This window comes from Dapis hubbardiae BLCC-M172 (assembly GCF_050016015.1).
Lineage (GTDB): Bacteria > Cyanobacteriota > Cyanobacteriia > Cyanobacteriales > Microcoleaceae > Trichodesmium.
In genome coordinates this window covers 10,243-26,293 of sequence record NZ_JBNHEQ010000326.1, presented here as the reverse complement: position 1 = coordinate 26,293, position 16,051 = coordinate 10,243, and the positions used below count along the sequence as shown (strand labels likewise).

Annotated in this window: 10 protein-coding genes; 5 read left to right on the top strand and 5 right to left on the bottom strand. The window is 36.1% G+C overall.

What is annotated here, in order from left to right; genetic code table 11:
• Positions 1-1,029 precede the first annotated feature (1,029 nt).
• Complete coding sequence (locus ACP6PK_RS30440) at positions 1,030-2,727, bottom strand: potassium channel family protein (RefSeq protein ID WP_426565355.1); 1,698 nt, start codon at positions 2,725-2,727, stop codon at positions 1,030-1,032.
• A 1,528-nt stretch (positions 2,728-4,255) separates the two neighbouring features.
• Here ACP6PK_RS30440 and thiL point away from each other — a divergent pair.
• Entirely contained in the window at positions 4,256-5,281 is a 1,026-nt protein-coding gene (gene thiL / locus ACP6PK_RS30435) for a thiamine-phosphate kinase (RefSeq protein WP_426565353.1), read from the top strand.
• Positions 5,282-5,537: 256 nt separating this feature from the next.
• Here thiL and ACP6PK_RS30430 read toward each other — a convergent pair whose 3' ends face one another.
• A complete protein-coding gene (locus tag ACP6PK_RS30430) occupies positions 5,538-6,557 on the bottom strand; it encodes a type I glyceraldehyde-3-phosphate dehydrogenase (RefSeq protein ID WP_426565351.1) in 1,020 nt (339 codons plus the stop codon).
• Between the two features lie 1,401 nt (positions 6,558-7,958).
• Between ACP6PK_RS30430 and murC the strand changes: the two genes are divergently transcribed.
• The 4 genes from murC (at position 7,959) to ACP6PK_RS30410 (ending at position 12,311) form a co-directional block, all read left to right on the top strand.
• On the top strand, positions 7,959-9,569 hold the full coding sequence (gene murC, locus ACP6PK_RS30425) for a UDP-N-acetylmuramate--L-alanine ligase (protein WP_426565349.1): 1,611 nt from the start codon (positions 7,959-7,961) through the stop codon (positions 9,567-9,569).
• A 262-nt stretch (positions 9,570-9,831) separates the two neighbouring features.
• Entirely contained in the window at positions 9,832-10,800 is a 969-nt protein-coding gene (gene murB, locus ACP6PK_RS30420; RefSeq protein WP_426565347.1) for a UDP-N-acetylmuramate dehydrogenase, read from the top strand.
• A 522-nt stretch (positions 10,801-11,322) separates the two neighbouring features.
• Positions 11,323-11,667, top strand: coding sequence for a YbaB/EbfC family nucleoid-associated protein (locus tag ACP6PK_RS30415; RefSeq protein WP_426565345.1), 345 nt, complete (start codon positions 11,323-11,325; stop codon positions 11,665-11,667).
• A 149-nt stretch (positions 11,668-11,816) separates the two neighbouring features.
• Positions 11,817-12,311 carry a low molecular weight protein-tyrosine-phosphatase gene (locus ACP6PK_RS30410; protein ID WP_426565343.1) on the top strand — a complete coding sequence of 165 codons (495 nt, stop codon included), beginning with the start codon at positions 11,817-11,819 and terminating at the stop codon, positions 12,309-12,311.
• A 214-nt stretch (positions 12,312-12,525) separates the two neighbouring features.
• Here the strand turns inward: ACP6PK_RS30410 and ACP6PK_RS30405 are convergent, their stop codons facing one another.
• From ACP6PK_RS30405 to ACP6PK_RS30395, 3 genes are all read right to left on the bottom strand, one after another.
• On the bottom strand, positions 12,526-13,218 hold the full coding sequence (locus ACP6PK_RS30405; protein ID WP_094672709.1) for a response regulator transcription factor: 693 nt from the start codon (positions 13,216-13,218) through the stop codon (positions 12,526-12,528).
• A 415-nt stretch (positions 13,219-13,633) separates the two neighbouring features.
• Positions 13,634-15,220, bottom strand: coding sequence for a glucose-6-phosphate isomerase (locus ACP6PK_RS30400; protein WP_426565341.1), 1,587 nt, complete (start codon positions 15,218-15,220; stop codon positions 13,634-13,636).
• A gap of 53 nt (positions 15,221-15,273) precedes the next feature.
• Positions 15,274-15,531 carry a cytotoxic translational repressor of toxin-antitoxin stability system gene (locus tag ACP6PK_RS30395; protein ID WP_094672711.1) on the bottom strand — a complete coding sequence of 86 codons (258 nt, stop codon included), beginning with the start codon at positions 15,529-15,531 and terminating at the stop codon, positions 15,274-15,276.
• Between the last annotated feature and the right edge of the window lie 520 nt (positions 15,532-16,051).

The window sequence follows — 16,051 nt, the reverse complement described above, 5'->3', positions numbered from 1 at the left end:
CTTGATAACTGAAGTGTCACTCAAGTATAGCCTTAATGCATGGGAATTGGTATTATAACGGTGTTTATCAGAGACCTGACATAAGAGTATAAACCATAAATTTTAAAAATCTCAAAGCTATACACAGTATGATTTTAGACAAATAAATTTAATACCATATCATAAAATGAAGCTAATTGATTTGAGATTTTTCCATTGGCCAAATGGGCTTTAATTATATAAAATATTGTGAGTATTTAATAAGTAGTGAGAAAAATTACACTCTCACAAATCTTGCGGACAATCTGGAAAAAGTTGGCCACAATCAAATTAATCGGTATTTGAAGAATGTTGAAAGACGAGACAGAAATTGTGTGGCAAAATGTACAGTCTGAAATTGCAACAACTGAAGATAGTTATTTAATTTTTGATGATACAGTTATTAATAAAAAATTATATTAAAAAGCGTTGATGAAACACGGTATGAAATTAAACTTTTGGTAAATTTTAAGCCAAAACATATAATGCAAATTATACCTATTTCTTCTATCAGAAGTTACCGAAAAACTCTTTTCTACCTACTGAATTCTGATGACTGACTTCTGACTCATAGCCAATCAAACATTTATTCAGCAATGCCTCTCAAAAAATAGAGATTGTCCGCTGTCAGGATAGTGGTAAGCAACATAGGGTATGCGTGGAAGGCGATCGCTATAAAAAATTAAGCGTTTCGCTTTTCTGCTGTCGCCGCCATGTTTGCGGAGCATTCCGGAACGGAAAACGTGACATGAAAAGCGGAAGCTCTACGTTAGCGATCGCCTAAATTAGTAAGCGCTATATATAGTCTCTTTGCGTAAGTCGTGATAATGTTACAAATGAGTGGCTGGAAATCCTTACCAAATAAAGGTTTTGCCATAGCAGCAATTTTTCAAATTGGTATTACAAGATTTTTCTACATTTGACAATTATTTTCTCTGGTTTAAGTTCAACAGTTAATCACCCCTAAAAATTTATAGAAAAATTTAAAAATTTATTTATGGGGTTTTCTGTTTATTCAACTACATTACTTATTAGTTGTATAGGCACATTTCTCCAAAGTTGGTCTAGTCTATTCGCTGGCATCGTTAAGTATAAGACATCACCAGAGTTCAAAGTCGCAGTCAGCAAATCCCAACCATGAATTTCTTTACCGTTGCTTTCTATATACAAGGGTACAAAGTCGGCAGTATGAGCCACATCTTGAGTAACTTTGCCACAGAAAGGATGTCCTGGTGTAATTAAAGTTGCTAATGCTACCCACAAACTATCTGCCGTAATTCCATTGCCCAGAATTCTACCACCGATCGCTGCAGCAGCAAAAGCAGGAGCAGCTAATTCTGTGGGGCTAAGTACAGACTCAAATTCAAATACTTGTTGCACCATTAGGGCTAAGTGCGGATCTTGATTTCTCACGACAACAGGTATTTTTGGTACAAGACCTTTCGCACTCAGAGCAATTTCTAAGTTAACAATATCATTACCACTTACAGCTAATAGAGCTTCAGCTTTTTCAATATTGGCAACTTCTAAGGTCGTAGATAAACTTGCATCTCCCTCAATTACGGGAATTTTCATCGATCTGGCACTATTGAGAAATCGACAGTTAGGATTACGCTCTACTATTACTACTTCATAACCACTAGCAACAAGTTGCTGGGCAATATGTAAACCAATTCCACCAAACCCACAGATAATATAATGATTACGCAGAGGAATGCGAGCAGCATCCCAATATTCTTGAAAACGAGTACCTAATACAAAGTCATTTAGGAGTGCATAACAAATACCGACGATCGCTGTACCCACAAGCATCATTATGGAAGTAAATATTTTGATACTACCTGGTGCTTGTTCTGCTATTTTTTCATTTCCCCCCGCTCCTGTAATCATACCAACAGTAAAATATAGGGAATCAACAAAACTATTATTCAGATTAATACTGATATAAGTAATAGTACAAACTAAGACAGTTACTAAAAGAGCTAAATTGAGAATTACTGCTGATTTACTATGTCGCTGAAATTGTCTGAGTCTGGCAAATATTTTGAAGAAGTTGTGAATCAAACTTTGTCTGCGAGTTCGCACACTAGGTTTGCTGGCAATAATTAGGCGATCGCCTACCTGTAACTCTCGTTCTTTTACTACTGCAGAGACTAGATCGATTGGATCTGTGACTGGTATATAGTAAATTAACATCAGAGAACGATCATCCCAAAGCGAACTGATCTTACGACCTAACCAAGGATGATTCTGATCGATCAATTCTTCGTGCATTGGCCAGGTCTGATTGTATAGACGTAGCTGACCAATAGCATGATTACCCAATGCTGCAAAAGCAAACACTGGAGCTGCTAAAGCTGACACACTCATTGTTGTGTGGTCAGTTAGGGTATGGTCTAAGCGATCGCCCAAACTTGTATTAAATAGACGGTTGATAATCCGAATTTTAGGATTAAGAATCCTTGCTAACATTAAGACGGCCAAATTAACAGATTCTTCTTTACCTGCTAAAACCAGAGTATGGGCACTTTGAATGCCTGCTGCTAATAAAGTAGATGCTGAACGAAAGTTGCCGACGATAATTTCTGAACCCTCTCCACGGAGTGGGCGATCACTAATGCCAACAACTGTTGCACCCTGCTGTCTTAATAGACGAAATATTTTGTAGCCGGTACGACCCAAGCCACAGACTATTATTCTTGGTTTCATGGATCAAGAAATTTATTAAAGTAATGTTAAGAAGTCCTCTTTTACCTGGTTCTGTAAACTATCATTTATTATTTACACTGAAAAAAAAGTAGCTTACAACACTATTTCTGCCGAATAGTTGTCTTAATTTTTGCCAATAACTCTGCTTTATAATTAACTTTTATTAATCTTTTACATAATTCTTAATATTTGTTGATTTTATTTATTAAAAATTAAATTTGGACTAATATTACAGTTACTTAACTTTAAGATTCGCAGCATCTCAACTATTCTCTCAACTAACGATATACTTAGTTTATATACTAACAAAAAACAAATAAATATGCAAAAGTAATATTTATTTTTCCGACAGTCAAAAAAAACATTTTAATTATATCGTTTTTACCAAACTATCCTGTATAATTATTGCCTAAGATGATACTAAAAATCCTAACATACTATAAGTCTATTTCTGAGTTACGGTGTAAAACTTATTGCTAAATCTAATATTTTTCTTTCTAGGGATTTAGATGAATAAGAGTTCAGTGTATTAATTATTAGTTTTGATCCAGAATTTACCAGCCAAGTAAGATGATTTCTAGATTCTCTAAATCTAGATTATGGTGAAATTGGGAAATTAACAAGCCACCTAGAAATAATCAAATTTTCCATCAATATAGTAGTTAAAAAATAATTAATATCAAATCCGGTAGTATGGGTATAAAAAACCAGAGAAACCGGGTTTGTCTCAAGTCTCCTTGTAGGGATGTTGCACAGGCAAAAATGCGTTTTCCGTTCCGGAATGCTCCGCAAACATGTCGGTGACAGCCATTAACGGAGTTATGCGCCAGCAAAACATGTCGCGCAGCGATACGTCCCTACCATTAACCTCCCACAAACCTGGTTTCTTATAACGCTTCCGTTGCCAAGCGGATTTGATATAATTGTGCTTGAGTAGCGATCGCGAAGTGATATGGAACACTGTGACTCCCTTTTGCAACTCTGCTCTCAACAAAAAATTATCCTACATTCCACAGGTTAACAGTGCTGTTGAGGTTTTTTTAATATAGTGCTTATTATTTCATTATATAGCGCTACTTATTAAGGCTCTTGACATTTCTAAATCCTGTTTGCGCAGCATTCCGTAGGAAAACCATTTGACAGTTTACTATTCCCTATTCCCTATTCCCTATTCCCTATTCCCTATTCCCTATTCCCTATTCCCTATTCCCTATTCCCTATTCCCTATTCCCTATTCCCTATTCCCTATTCCCTATTCCCTAGCGCTATAATACTATATAGCGAATCCTAGTTAGACTGTTTGTTAACTCTGTCATTGAATACTCTGAAGATATGTCAGGTGGGTCAATAATTCCATTTAATAGATCGCAGTAAATACTGCGATCGTAATTTAGCCTTGAGGAAGTTTCATCAATTTGATTAGCTGAAAGGAAGCAACAGCCTTTTTTCCCATCTTAGATATTTTCAGGTTGCTTTAATAGCGTACTGTAATTAACATGAAAAAAGCTATAATTACGGATATATTCTCATGCTTAAAGTTAAAGATATTAGCGAACAAGGACTTTTAAAAAGATTACACCGTTTTTGCCCAGGAGATATTATTGGGGATGATGCTGCAATTTTGCTGACTCAACCCAATAAATCATTAGTAGTAACAACTGATACACTCGTCGATGGAATACATTTTAGCGATCGCACAACTTCTCCTGCTGATGTAGGTTGGCGCAGTGCTGCTGCTAACTTATCCGATCTAGCAGCAATGGGGGCATTCCCCATTGGAATTACGATCGCTCTTGGTTTAACTGGCGATACACCAGTTACTTGGGTAGAACAACTCTACAAAGGTATTTCTGAATGCTTACAGCCATACAATACCCCTATAGTTGGTGGAGACATTGTGCGATCGCCCGTCCTTACCATCTCAATTACTGCTTTCGGACAAGTCGCTCCTGAAAATACTATTCTTCGTTCCAATTGTCAACCCCAAAATGTGATAGTAGCTACTGGAGTCCATGGAGCATCAAGGGCTGGGTTAGAATTATTACTTCATCCAGAACTAGGTCAATCTCTCACAGAAGCAGAACGCTCTGCCCTAATTTTGGCTCACCAACGTCCCAAACCAAGGTTTGACATTTTAACAATTTTATGGCAATGCTTATCTTTAAATAGTTTTAGTGGTGCAGAGGATAGTAAAAATCCCATCTTAGTAGGAGGAATGGATAGTAGTGATGGTCTAGCAGATGCAATTATTCAAATTTGTCAAGCATCTCAGGTAGGTGCCAGAATTGAACGAAATCAAATTCCCATTCCCCCTTCCTTGACTAAATTTGTCTCATCTGAAAAAGCATTAAACTGGGCGCTATATGGAGGAGAAGATTTCGAGTTAGTTTTATGTCTACCACCAGTTTATGGCCAAAAATTAGTTGAAAAAATTGGAGTCGGTGCAGCCATAGTGGGTACAACCACAGACGAAACCGACATCTTATTAATAGATAGCCAAGAAATCTACCCAAACGAGGAACTTGCACTTAGCCAAGCATTTCAACATTTTTGAAAAAGTTTTTTCTTTGATTCTTAGGACTTACATACATCAAACCATGAATATAGCATAAATCGTTGTTTCTAACAATAGACATCTACGAAAAAACTAGGTTTATAGGTTTGCCTCCTTCAGCAATTAACAATTAACAATTAACAATTAACAATTAATAATTACCTCTCCCTAAACAGGGAGAGGATTGACGCTCAAGGAAAAAATTTTCTTTTCTTCCCCTTTCAAGGGGAGGCTTTTGACCTAAACCATTTAATAATTAAGCAGCCCAATTCTGTGCTACAACTTCAGCCAAGTCTACAACACGCTGACTGTAACCCCACTCATTATCATACCAAGCAATAACTTTTACCATATCGCCATCCATAACCATTGTCAGACTCGCATCAACAATGGAAGAACAGTCATGGCCACGATAGTCACTAGAAACCAAAGGTAAATCGCTGTATTCAATGATTCCTTTCATTGGTCCATTAGCAGCTGCCTCTATAACTTCATTTACCTGTTCAACAAAAGTCTTTTTCTCAACTTGAGCTACTAAATCTACAACAGAAACGTTAGGAGTAGGAACACGCATCGCGATACCATTTAATTTACCTTTCATTTCTGGAATTACTAGAGCCACTGCTTTAGCTGCACCTGTAGAAGTTGGCACAATATTTACTGCTGCAGCTCTGGCCCGTCTTACATCTCTGTGGCTAGCATCTAAAATACGTTGGTCGCCAGTATAACTATGGGTTGTAGTCATTGTGCCTTTGATAATCCCAAAGTTGTCGTTTATAACCTTGACAATAGGAGCTAGGCAGTTAGTTGTACAACTGGCATTACTAACAATATTATAATCATCATGCTTATAATCCTGGTGATTAACACCTACCACAAAAGTACCAACTTGTCCACCCTTACCAGGAGCAGTAATTAAAACCTTTTTAGCTCCAGCTTGTAAATGCTTTGAAGCTCCTTCCTCAGTTACAAATACACCTGTAGACTCAATAATTAAGTCAACACCCCAGTCTTTCCATGGTAAATTTAAAGGGTTACGGTCAGAAACACATTTAATTGTTTTGCCATTGACTGTAATGGAATTTTCATCGGAACTAATATCTACACCTTTTAAAGTACCCAACATTGAATCGTACTTTAGCAGATGAGCATTGGTTTTAGGGTCAGAAGTATCATTGATACCTACAAGATCCAGTTTGCTATCTGTACGAGTAAGTAAGCAACGTAAAAAATTCCGTCCAATCCGTCCAAAACCATTTATAGCAACTCTAACCACTTTTTACCTCCTAATAATAGCTTGTAAAATTGAAATTTTTAGACAGTTCCACACACTGATAAAAAAGTTTCAGTATCGGTTTTTCGGTAAATCTATCTATTTAAGTAGATATATTCCGACTTAATTGATTAAGTCCCCATGCTGCCCCACGGGTTACTTATTGATAGTTTCAGATATTTATTTCAGATTTAAACTCTGCCATGGCTTGATTCCAAATCCCTTACTTTTAAAGAAATGATATGAATTTTAGCCAGGAGAACTTAAAAGAAAATTAACCTTGAGGATTATCATACAGCAAAATGGTAATTTGATAATTTTTTTGTAGGTTAATTATGATCCCAAGTAATTTATTAAAGCAAATATTTAGCTGACTTAATAATCAACTAAATAAAAATTATAGGCAGTGTCATAACCTAACAGTTTGAAGTTGTATCACAGTCGCCAGAGCCGTTAGGACATTCTCAAGGCTCTAAAATTTATTCAAGAATGTAGAATTTAGAATGTAGAATTTAGAATTACCTCTCCTTGAAAAGAAGAGGATTGACGAACAGGAAAATTTTTACTTATTATCCCCTTAAAAGGGGAGGCGCTTTAAACCACAATATTTCAGTAACGGCAATTTCACTTATCAATTAGCCTCTTGCAGAGGAACTTCGTTAACAGTACCTAAATGGAATAGGGAGCCTTGAAACACTGAATTTTCTTTTTTTTATCCCCTTTAAAGGCTATTCATTTCCCACATCTTTTACTTTAAGATAAAACTTGACAAAATAGACAAGGTATGTATATGTCTTGGATAGGTTTTTTCCGAAGAAAAGTGTATTGAAAAATACATTTTTTTGAGAGCTGTAGACAAAATTCTTACTCCCTACACTCCCCACACAAGGGTTTCAAGAGTTATGGGTAAAGCATAGCTTTAAAGGGGAGACTTTAGACCTTATTTGGTAAAAATTGAACTTGATGATTTCTGACTTCAGCAATAGAAGCGTCCCATGCACTCTCCCTACAACCTCAACCGATGTCCTCAATTTTAACAAGCAGATGTTGCTCAAGTTAAATGATAAGTATGAACTTTTAATCTTACTACATCTTTCAATGGTCTGTTGTCCAAATACTAACTTTGAATGATAATTTTTTTTTCTGATTACTTACTAGAAACATTTGTTCTTTTGGGAAAAAATCCTGATGATTAATCCTCAATCTGTTTTTCAGATATGTCCGGAAAAATACTGGCCAGTGGGTAAATACTTGATATAAAACAAACTAATCACAACAGATAGAGACTATTCACGAGGCTAACCAGTGTTTTTCCTAAATTACTGCTAAACTCTATCTAAAAAAAAAAATTCCTGGTATGATGTCGCGTGTTAAGGACGCGGAGTGGTGTGTAAGGAGCAATTAATGAGTAAATATGTTGATTTAAGTGGTAAGCCATTTCATTTTATTGGTATTGGTGGCATCGGAATGTCGGCTCTTGCTTATATTTTAGCTAAACGCAAGTTGCCTACTTATGGCTCCGATCTAAAATCAAGCCATATAACAAAACGCTTAGAAGCAATAGGAGCGCACATATTTTGGCGCCAAGAAGCCAAAAATTTAGAGTTATTTCAACAAACTACTGAAGAACAAAATTTATCTCTGTCAAACAATTCTAATTCAAATTTATCCCCTACTGATCTCCGTGTAAATACAGGAGCAGTAATGACAAAAAAACACAATGTTAAAGTAGGAAATAACCAAGAACAAGAAATTTATCAACTACCACAAGTAGTTTGTTCAACAGCAATTAATACAACAAACTCCGAGTATAAAGCAGCCGTTGAACTTGGATGTCCAATTTTCCATCGCTCAGATTTATTGGCTGCTCTAATTCAGGATTATCAAAGCATAGCTGTAGCGGGAACCCATGGCAAAACTACAACTAGCAGTTTAATTGGGTTTATGCTTTTAGAGACTGGTTTAGACCCCACCATTGTTATTGGTGGAGAAGTAGACGCTTGGGAAGGTAACGCTCGTTTAGGTGAAAGTCCTTATCTGGTGGCAGAAGCAGATGAGTCAGATGGCTCTTTAGTTAAATTATCTGCCCATATTGGTGTAGTTACTAATATTGAGTTAGACCATCCAGACCATTATGAAAGTTTAGAACAAGTTGTCGAAACTTTCCAAGTATTTAAAGGAAATTGTCAGAGTTTAGTAGGTTGTATTGACTGCTCGACAGTTAAAGATAAACTTCAGCCAACTATTAGTTACAGTATTAATCCTGAAAGTGAGGCTGATTATACAGTAGATTGTGTAGATTATCAAGCTCATCTTACCTCGACTCGTGTTTGGGAAAAAGGTCAACTTTTGGGAACATTACAATTAGGGTTATTAGGTAAACATAACTTAAGTAATGCTTTGGCTGCTGTAGCAGTAGGTAGGTTATTAGGTTTAGAATTTTCTGCTATTGCCTCAGCGATCGCTAAATTTGAAGGTGCTCATCGTCGGTTTGAACATCGGGGAGAATGTAACGGTATTGTATTTATTGATGACTATGCTCATCATCCTAGTGAAATTAATGTAACTCTGGCTGCAGCTCGCTTACGGAAAAGTCAGGAATTAACTCCAAAGTCTGATATATTTACAACAAATTTACCCCTCATCAAACAAAATAACTTATTGCCAATAGAAAGAGTTATTGCTATATTCCAACCTCATCGTTATAGTCGTACTCAGACTTTTCTTTCGGAGTTCGCTAAGTCATTTAATGACGCTGACATGGTTATTGTTACTGATATTTACAGTGCCGGAGAATCATCTGATGGTCAAATTGATGGCCAACAAGTAGCTGAAGCAATTTCTACTTACCATCAACAGGTTTATTATCAACCATCTTTAGAGTTAGTGAGTAAATTTTTGCATGAAGTTCTACAACCAAGGGATATGGCAATATTTCTTAGTGCTGGTAACCTGAATCACATTATCCCAGAACTCATGGCATATTATCAACTACCTCACTACCAGGTCGTATAAGCGTGAAATAGCTTAATGCAAAAGATTAAGTTGAGTTAAATAATACCAATTCGATCAAATAATCTTACAGGCTAAAGGTTCATTACAGAACAAGGAAGCAGGTTTGACAATTCCTGAATATATATCTCCTGTACTATATGACTTATAGTACCCATAGGATATCTCATCCTCCTAGCCGACTACCAATATGTAGCAAATATTTATCTAATTGGTATAACTCTAAAAGAGTTTGTTTAAATTACGATAATTCAAGTTATTAGTTATGACCATGACTCTCTCTTATCACATAGCTAGTTCAGCTAAAAGGCCGCAGTATAAACCTATCCCGTTATTAGGAACAGATTGTGTAATTAGGTCTAATGTTCCTCTAGCTCCTCTAACTTCTTTCCGAGTCGGAGGGCCTGCTCAATGGTATGTTACACCAAAAAGATTAGATCAACTACAAGCAAGTTTTCAGTTTGCTCACTCTGAAGGATTACCAATAACTATGCTAGGAGCAGGTTCTAATATGCTGGTTAGCGATAGTGGTTTATCTGGATTAGTTATTAGTAGCCGTAATCTCCGTCACATATCTTTTGAACCAGAAACAGGTCTTCTGACTGTGGGTGCTGGTGAATCATTACCACGTCTTGCTTGGAAGGCTGCAAAAATGGGCTGGCAAGGTTTGGAGTGGGCTGTTGGTATCCCTGGCACTGTTGGTGGTGCTGTGGTAATGAATGCTGGGGCACAAGGTAAATGTATGGCTGATATATTGGTGAATGCCCATGTTATGTTGCCTGATGGTCAGATAGATATTTTGTCTGCTCAAGATTTGGAATACAGCTATCGCTATTCTAAGCTACAGGGTAAATCTATTGTGGTAGCTCAAGCTACTTTTCAGTTACAACCAGGGGAAAAGCCTGCTCTGGTAAAAACTATAACTTCTGAAAATTTTCACAAGCGCAGGAGTAGCCAACCTTATCACTTACCTAGTTGTGGTAGTGTTTTTCGGAATCCTGGACCAAAACCGGCTGGTTGGTTAATTGAACAAGCTGGACTTAAGGGCTATCAAATAGGTATGGCCCAAGTTGCTCACCTTCATGCTAACTTTATTCTTAACTGTGGGGGAGCTACAGCTAACGAAATTTTACAACTAATTTACCATGTTCAAGAACAGGTCGAAAAGCAGTGGTCTTTGTTATTAAAACCAGAGGTAAAAGTTATGGGAGATTTTTCACAAGTAGTAACTTGATAATACTAATAAATTATAACTTGTGTTTGATAGTAGTTGCATAATTTAGGAGTACAAATAAAATATAAAAGATGCAGAAATTATCCGTGCCAAGATAATTTTTCTGCCAATGACTCAGATCCCCAACAAAAAATAAATTACCATCGTTTTTTTATTGGTTAAAGTACCTGAAATTAGCAGCAGTTTCAGATTCCCCACCTTCTGGAACCATGAATTACTATAGTTAAGGAAGTTGAGCAACAATCAAGAGCTTTTGGTTAAGATTATTAATTAATTGTCTGAGGAAATCTTGGATAAATTAAGAAAATAAATGTCAATTTATTCATTATAATCAAGCGCTAAAAATTTATATGTAGTGTTATGATTTTTATGATAGATGCTATGATGCTATAGCTGCGTAGGTTAGCATTTTAATCAGCTCCTACTCAAGCACAAAATAAAATTAGATTCTCAATCACTGATACAGAATCTATAAATGGCAACAAACAAATACCAAATAAGATTTACCATAGAATAGTAATTATGTCACAAGGAAAAGGTTTTGGCTTCGGCTTAGGTAAAATGAAAGAACTAACTGAAGCTTTTAAAAAAGCTCAACAAGTTCAAGAAGGAGCCAAACAACTTCAGGAAGAACTAGATCAATTAGAAGTTGAAGGGTTAGCAGGTGGTGGCTTGGTAAAGGTTTTTTTGAGTGGAAACCAAGAACCAAGGCGAGTAGAAATTTCACCAGATGCACTGGGGGAAGGAGCAGAGGTAATTTCTGAATTGGTGACAGCAGCAATGCTAGATGCTTATACTAAGTCTACTGCTACTATGCGTGAACGTATGGAAGAGTTGACAGGTGGTTTAAATTTACCTGGAATGTAGTTTAAATACTAATGATGGCTAGGACAGGTTTTAAGTTAGATAACTAAAAAATATAACAGTAGACTAACTCAGAAGCTTTATCCTAGTCTTTTTGATTTCTGAAAAATTTAATAATTCTGCATTCTACATTCTGCATTCTAAATTAATTTATGCCTTATAAACTATTATTTGTTTGTCTTGGTAATATCTGTCGTTCTCCCTCGGCAGAAAATATTATGAATCATCTGATAGAAAAATCTAATTTGAGCCAACGCATAGTTTGTGATTCTGCTGGTACTGGAGGTTATCATGTAGGTAGTCCTCCTGATTCTAGAATGACTTATGCTGCTAAGATGAGAGGTATTAATCTGAAAGGTTCAGCTCGTAAATTTCAAGTAGAAGATTTTAATAATTTTGATTTAATTCTGACAATGGATAAGGAAAATTATCGGGATGTTCTTCGCTTAGATAGTGCTGATAAATATAGGGATAAAGTGAAGTTCATGTGTGACTTTTGTAGATATTTTGATATTAAGGAAGTACCCGATCCTTACTATGGTGGTTCAGATGGATTTGATTATGTGATTGAGATACTTTTAGATGCTTGTGAAGGGCTATTAGATTATTTGATTAATCAAAATAAAATAGTAGTTCGCGATCGCTGAATTTGAGATTATTTACCTGAAAAATTATTAATTAGACCTTGCTGAATAATCAATGATGTGTCATCAGTTTAAGTGGTGCTAAACCTGTCAAAAAAGACCAAAAAATACTAACTAAATTAATGTTCACTCCTTGTTGGGATTTTTATTCGCCTAACTGGGAAAAATGCAGATAATTTAACACCTCTAACTATTCCCTATTCCCTTGAATTTAAGATTAATTAGCCAGGTAATTTTCCATAGTAAAACGGACTAATTCAGCTCTATTGTTAGTATCAGTTTTTCTCAATAAACTACTCACATATTTTTCAATAGTTCTGGGACTTAAATGTAGGCGATCGCCAATTTTAACATTAGAAAGACCATTCAGCAAGAGACTCAAAACTTGCTGTTCTCTGGCGGTTAAACTAATCTGAGAATTTATGATAATTGACTGAGATACTGCTTCTGAATAATCAGATTTTGATATCTTTTCTGTTGCCAAATATTGACTATTAGTAGGTAAAGAATTAGTTATAGGTGAAGCTTGGGCAATAAGAGCATATCTATCTAATAAAGAGCGGACTACTGCTCCTAACTCTACTAATTCAAAAGGCTTTGGTAAATAAATATCACACCCCAATTGATAACCTTTCACTCTGTCCTGTGTACTTGTATGAGCAGTTAGAAAAATTACAGGTAAGAGACGAAAATTTGGACGCGCCCGAACTCGTCTTACCAGTTCATAACCGTCCATTGTTGGCATAGCAATATCAGTAATAATCAAATGGGGCTGAGATTTCTCAACTAAATCTAAAGCTTGTTGACCATTTTCAGCTTTGACAACTAAGTAACCAGATACCTCTAGGTAATCACTAACACATAACCTAGTTCCTAAGTCGTCATCAACAACAAGAATTGTTAAGGGCATTTTTCGATCTAAAAACCTTCTTTAGTTTGGAAATCAGTCATTTCAGTTATCAGTTATGAGTACCTTTGGGTGAATTAGGAGCCTTTAAATACTGAAGTTTATTTTTTTATCCCATTAAAACGAGAGGTTATTGACCTAATTTTTTGGTCAGCTTTATCTAGGGGATAAAACTAGGGACTAAGTTCCTACTTCACTGAAGAGCAAATTCTCCTTGGTTGTTACTTAATATTTTCCAGAGACTTAAAATCTAGTAGCAAATTAACTTATCTCTTTTGAGGGTAAAATAAGCTTAAGTATATACCATCATAAATTTTCAAAAAAAGTATATTTTAGGTAATATTTAATCTTATGTTTTTACCCCCTACCACTAATGCTCAATTCTAAGAGCAAAATATATTATCTATATTATCTACTATTATGTATAACTTACAGCTAAACTAGCTGGTTGTCCAAGATTTCCATGGAAAACAATACCTTCTTGGTTAGTTGCCAAATGACGCAAAATCTTGTAGATGGTTTCTATTTTATCAGCAGCTCCTGCTTTTTCAGCTAATTCTTCTAAAGATAGAGGAGTTCCCTCTTGCTGGAGGATATTTATTACCTGTTGTTGTAATTCTAGCACTGTAGCTGCGGCTTTTTTACCAGCTTCTACTCCTGGTTGGTGATAGGCGTTAATATTAACTAGAGAGCCATAAAAACCAACTGCCCTCTCATAAAGGGCTATTAATGCTCCTACATTATAAGGATTAACTTTAGGAATAGTAACTGTAATAGAATCTCGCTCATTTTCATAAAGTGCTTGTCTAGTACCTTGAAGAAAACCAGATAAGTAGTCTCCAGCAGTTACCCCTGCTTCTACTTCCGGAGAAGTACCTTGACGATCTTCGAGAACTTCGATAAAAGTGACAAAGAAATTAGATACACCGTCTCGCAACTGTTGTACATAGGCGTGTTGGTCTGTGGAACCTTTGTTACCATAGACTGCAATACCTTGGTTGACGACATTACCATCTAGGTCTTTTTCCTTACCTAAAGATTCCATAACTAACTGCTGTAGATAACGACTGAATAGCAGTAGACTATCTTTGTATGGTAGAACTACCATATCTTTTTCCCCGTGACCATTACCTACGGCGTACCAACTCAAGGCTAATAAAGCAGAGGGGTTGGCTTTAATTTCATGTTTGCGAGTAACTGCGTCCATTTCTTTTGCCCCAGCAAGCATTGCCCGGATATCAATTCCTTGCAGTGCTGCGGGTAGCAAACCAACGGAGGAGAGTTCGGAAGTACGTCCACCTACCCAGTCTGCCATCGGGATAACATCTATCCATCCTTCAGATTTAGCAATTTGACCTAGTTTACTATTAGGAGTAGTAGTAGCAACAGCTTGACTAGCAAAGTTTAAATTTTTAGATGCAAAAGCTGCTTTGACTTCCATCATACCATTGCGAGGTTCTGGGGTACCTCCAGATTTGGAGATGACTATAACTAGGGTGCTGTTGAGGCGATCGCCGAGTTTGTGGAGTACCCGGTCTATACCTGCTGGATCTGTGTTGTCTATGAAGTGTATTTCCATTGGTGGGTCATCAAGACCAAGAGCTTCGGCGACAAATTGGGGGCCTAATGCTGAACCACCGATACCAATGGAGAGAATATCTGTAAATTTGGGGACATTAGCAGGTTTAATTTCTCCACTATGGACTTTCTTGGCAAAAGTTTCTATTTGTTCCAGAGTTTGGACAATTTCTTGTTTAATTTCGGGGGTAGGAGCAATATCAGCATCTCTGAGCCAATAGTGGCCAACCATCCGGTTTTCGTCTGGGTTAGCGATCGCACCTTTTTCTAAGGCGTCCATATCTTGGAAGGCTTTTTCAAGTTTAGGCTTTATTGTTTCAACAAAAGAGTCATCAAATTTAATGCGACTTATGTCAACGTAAAATCCTAATCCTTCGTGGTAGTAAAGCCAGTCAATATAGCGTTGCCAGAGTGCTTTTGATTCCATAAAAATTAGTGTATTTAGTATTTTTGCTAGTTTGCCATCTGTAGTTTAGAAGACTAGATTTCTGGCTTTGGTAAAATACGGATAAATTTAACAATTTGACCTGTTACTTCTATACCAATCAGATAATTGTCCACAGTAAATCTGTAGAAAATACCACTGGTTCCAAGTTGTCTTAGTTCTGGTAATTCTTGTAAATAATTTATTTGACTAAATTTGATAAAAACAAAATCATATATTTGCTGGTAGGCAACAGATTCTATGACTTTAAGGTCTTGGATAAAAGAACGAGAATAACGCACTTCTAGAGTCATTTCAGTTATCAGTTATCATTTATTAGTTATCAGTATATCTGGCTAAACTTGGAGGTTTGAAATACTGAAGTTTACTTTTGTCATTTCCAGGAAAATGGTGGCTTGAAACCATGTTTTTTGGTCAAAATAATCTTGTTTTTTAGAGTTTTTCTCTTCTGGTTTAAATAAGAATTTTTGTTTTGACTTTACTATTTTCTTTTATCAGTATCTCTGGCTAAAGCTGGAGAGTTTAAAAACTGAATTTTACTTTTTTCATTTCCAGGAAAATGGTGGCTTGAAACCCGATTTTTTGGTCAAAATAATCTGGTTTTTTTAGAGTTTTTCTCTTCTGGTTTAAATAAGAATGTTTGTTTGGATTTTAACTATTTTATTTGTCAAAGTATAATATTTGCAAGGTTTCTTCTTTAGTAAAGATATCTCCTGGTTTGTGACTTGTTTTCGATTTTTGAATAGCTGTCATAATTGAGTTATCAGTTATCAGTATATCTGGCTGAACTTGGAGGCTTTAAATACTGAAGTT

Coding starts and splice junctions, on each gene's coding strand:
- ACP6PK_RS30440 (WP_426565355.1), bottom strand. CDS start 2,727: ATGAAACCAAGAATAATAGTCTGTGGCTTGGGTCGTACCGGCTACAAA.
- ACP6PK_RS30415 (WP_426565345.1), top strand. CDS start 11,323: ATGTCACAAGGAAAAGGTTTTGGCTTCGGCTTAGGTAAAATGAAAGAA.
- ACP6PK_RS30405 (WP_094672709.1), bottom strand. CDS start 13,218: ATGCCCTTAACAATTCTTGTTGTTGATGACGACTTAGGAACTAGGTTA.
- ACP6PK_RS30395 (WP_094672711.1), bottom strand. CDS start 15,531: ATGACTCTAGAAGTGCGTTATTCTCGTTCTTTTATCCAAGACCTTAAA.
- murB (WP_426565347.1), top strand. CDS start 9,832: ATGACCATGACTCTCTCTTATCACATAGCTAGTTCAGCTAAAAGGCCG.
- ACP6PK_RS30410 (WP_426565343.1), top strand. CDS start 11,817: ATGCCTTATAAACTATTATTTGTTTGTCTTGGTAATATCTGTCGTTCT.
- murC (WP_426565349.1), top strand. CDS start 7,959: ATGAGTAAATATGTTGATTTAAGTGGTAAGCCATTTCATTTTATTGGT.
- thiL (WP_426565353.1), top strand. CDS start 4,256: ATGCTTAAAGTTAAAGATATTAGCGAACAAGGACTTTTAAAAAGATTA.
- ACP6PK_RS30400 (WP_426565341.1), bottom strand. CDS start 15,220: ATGGAATCAAAAGCACTCTGGCAACGCTATATTGACTGGCTTTACTAC.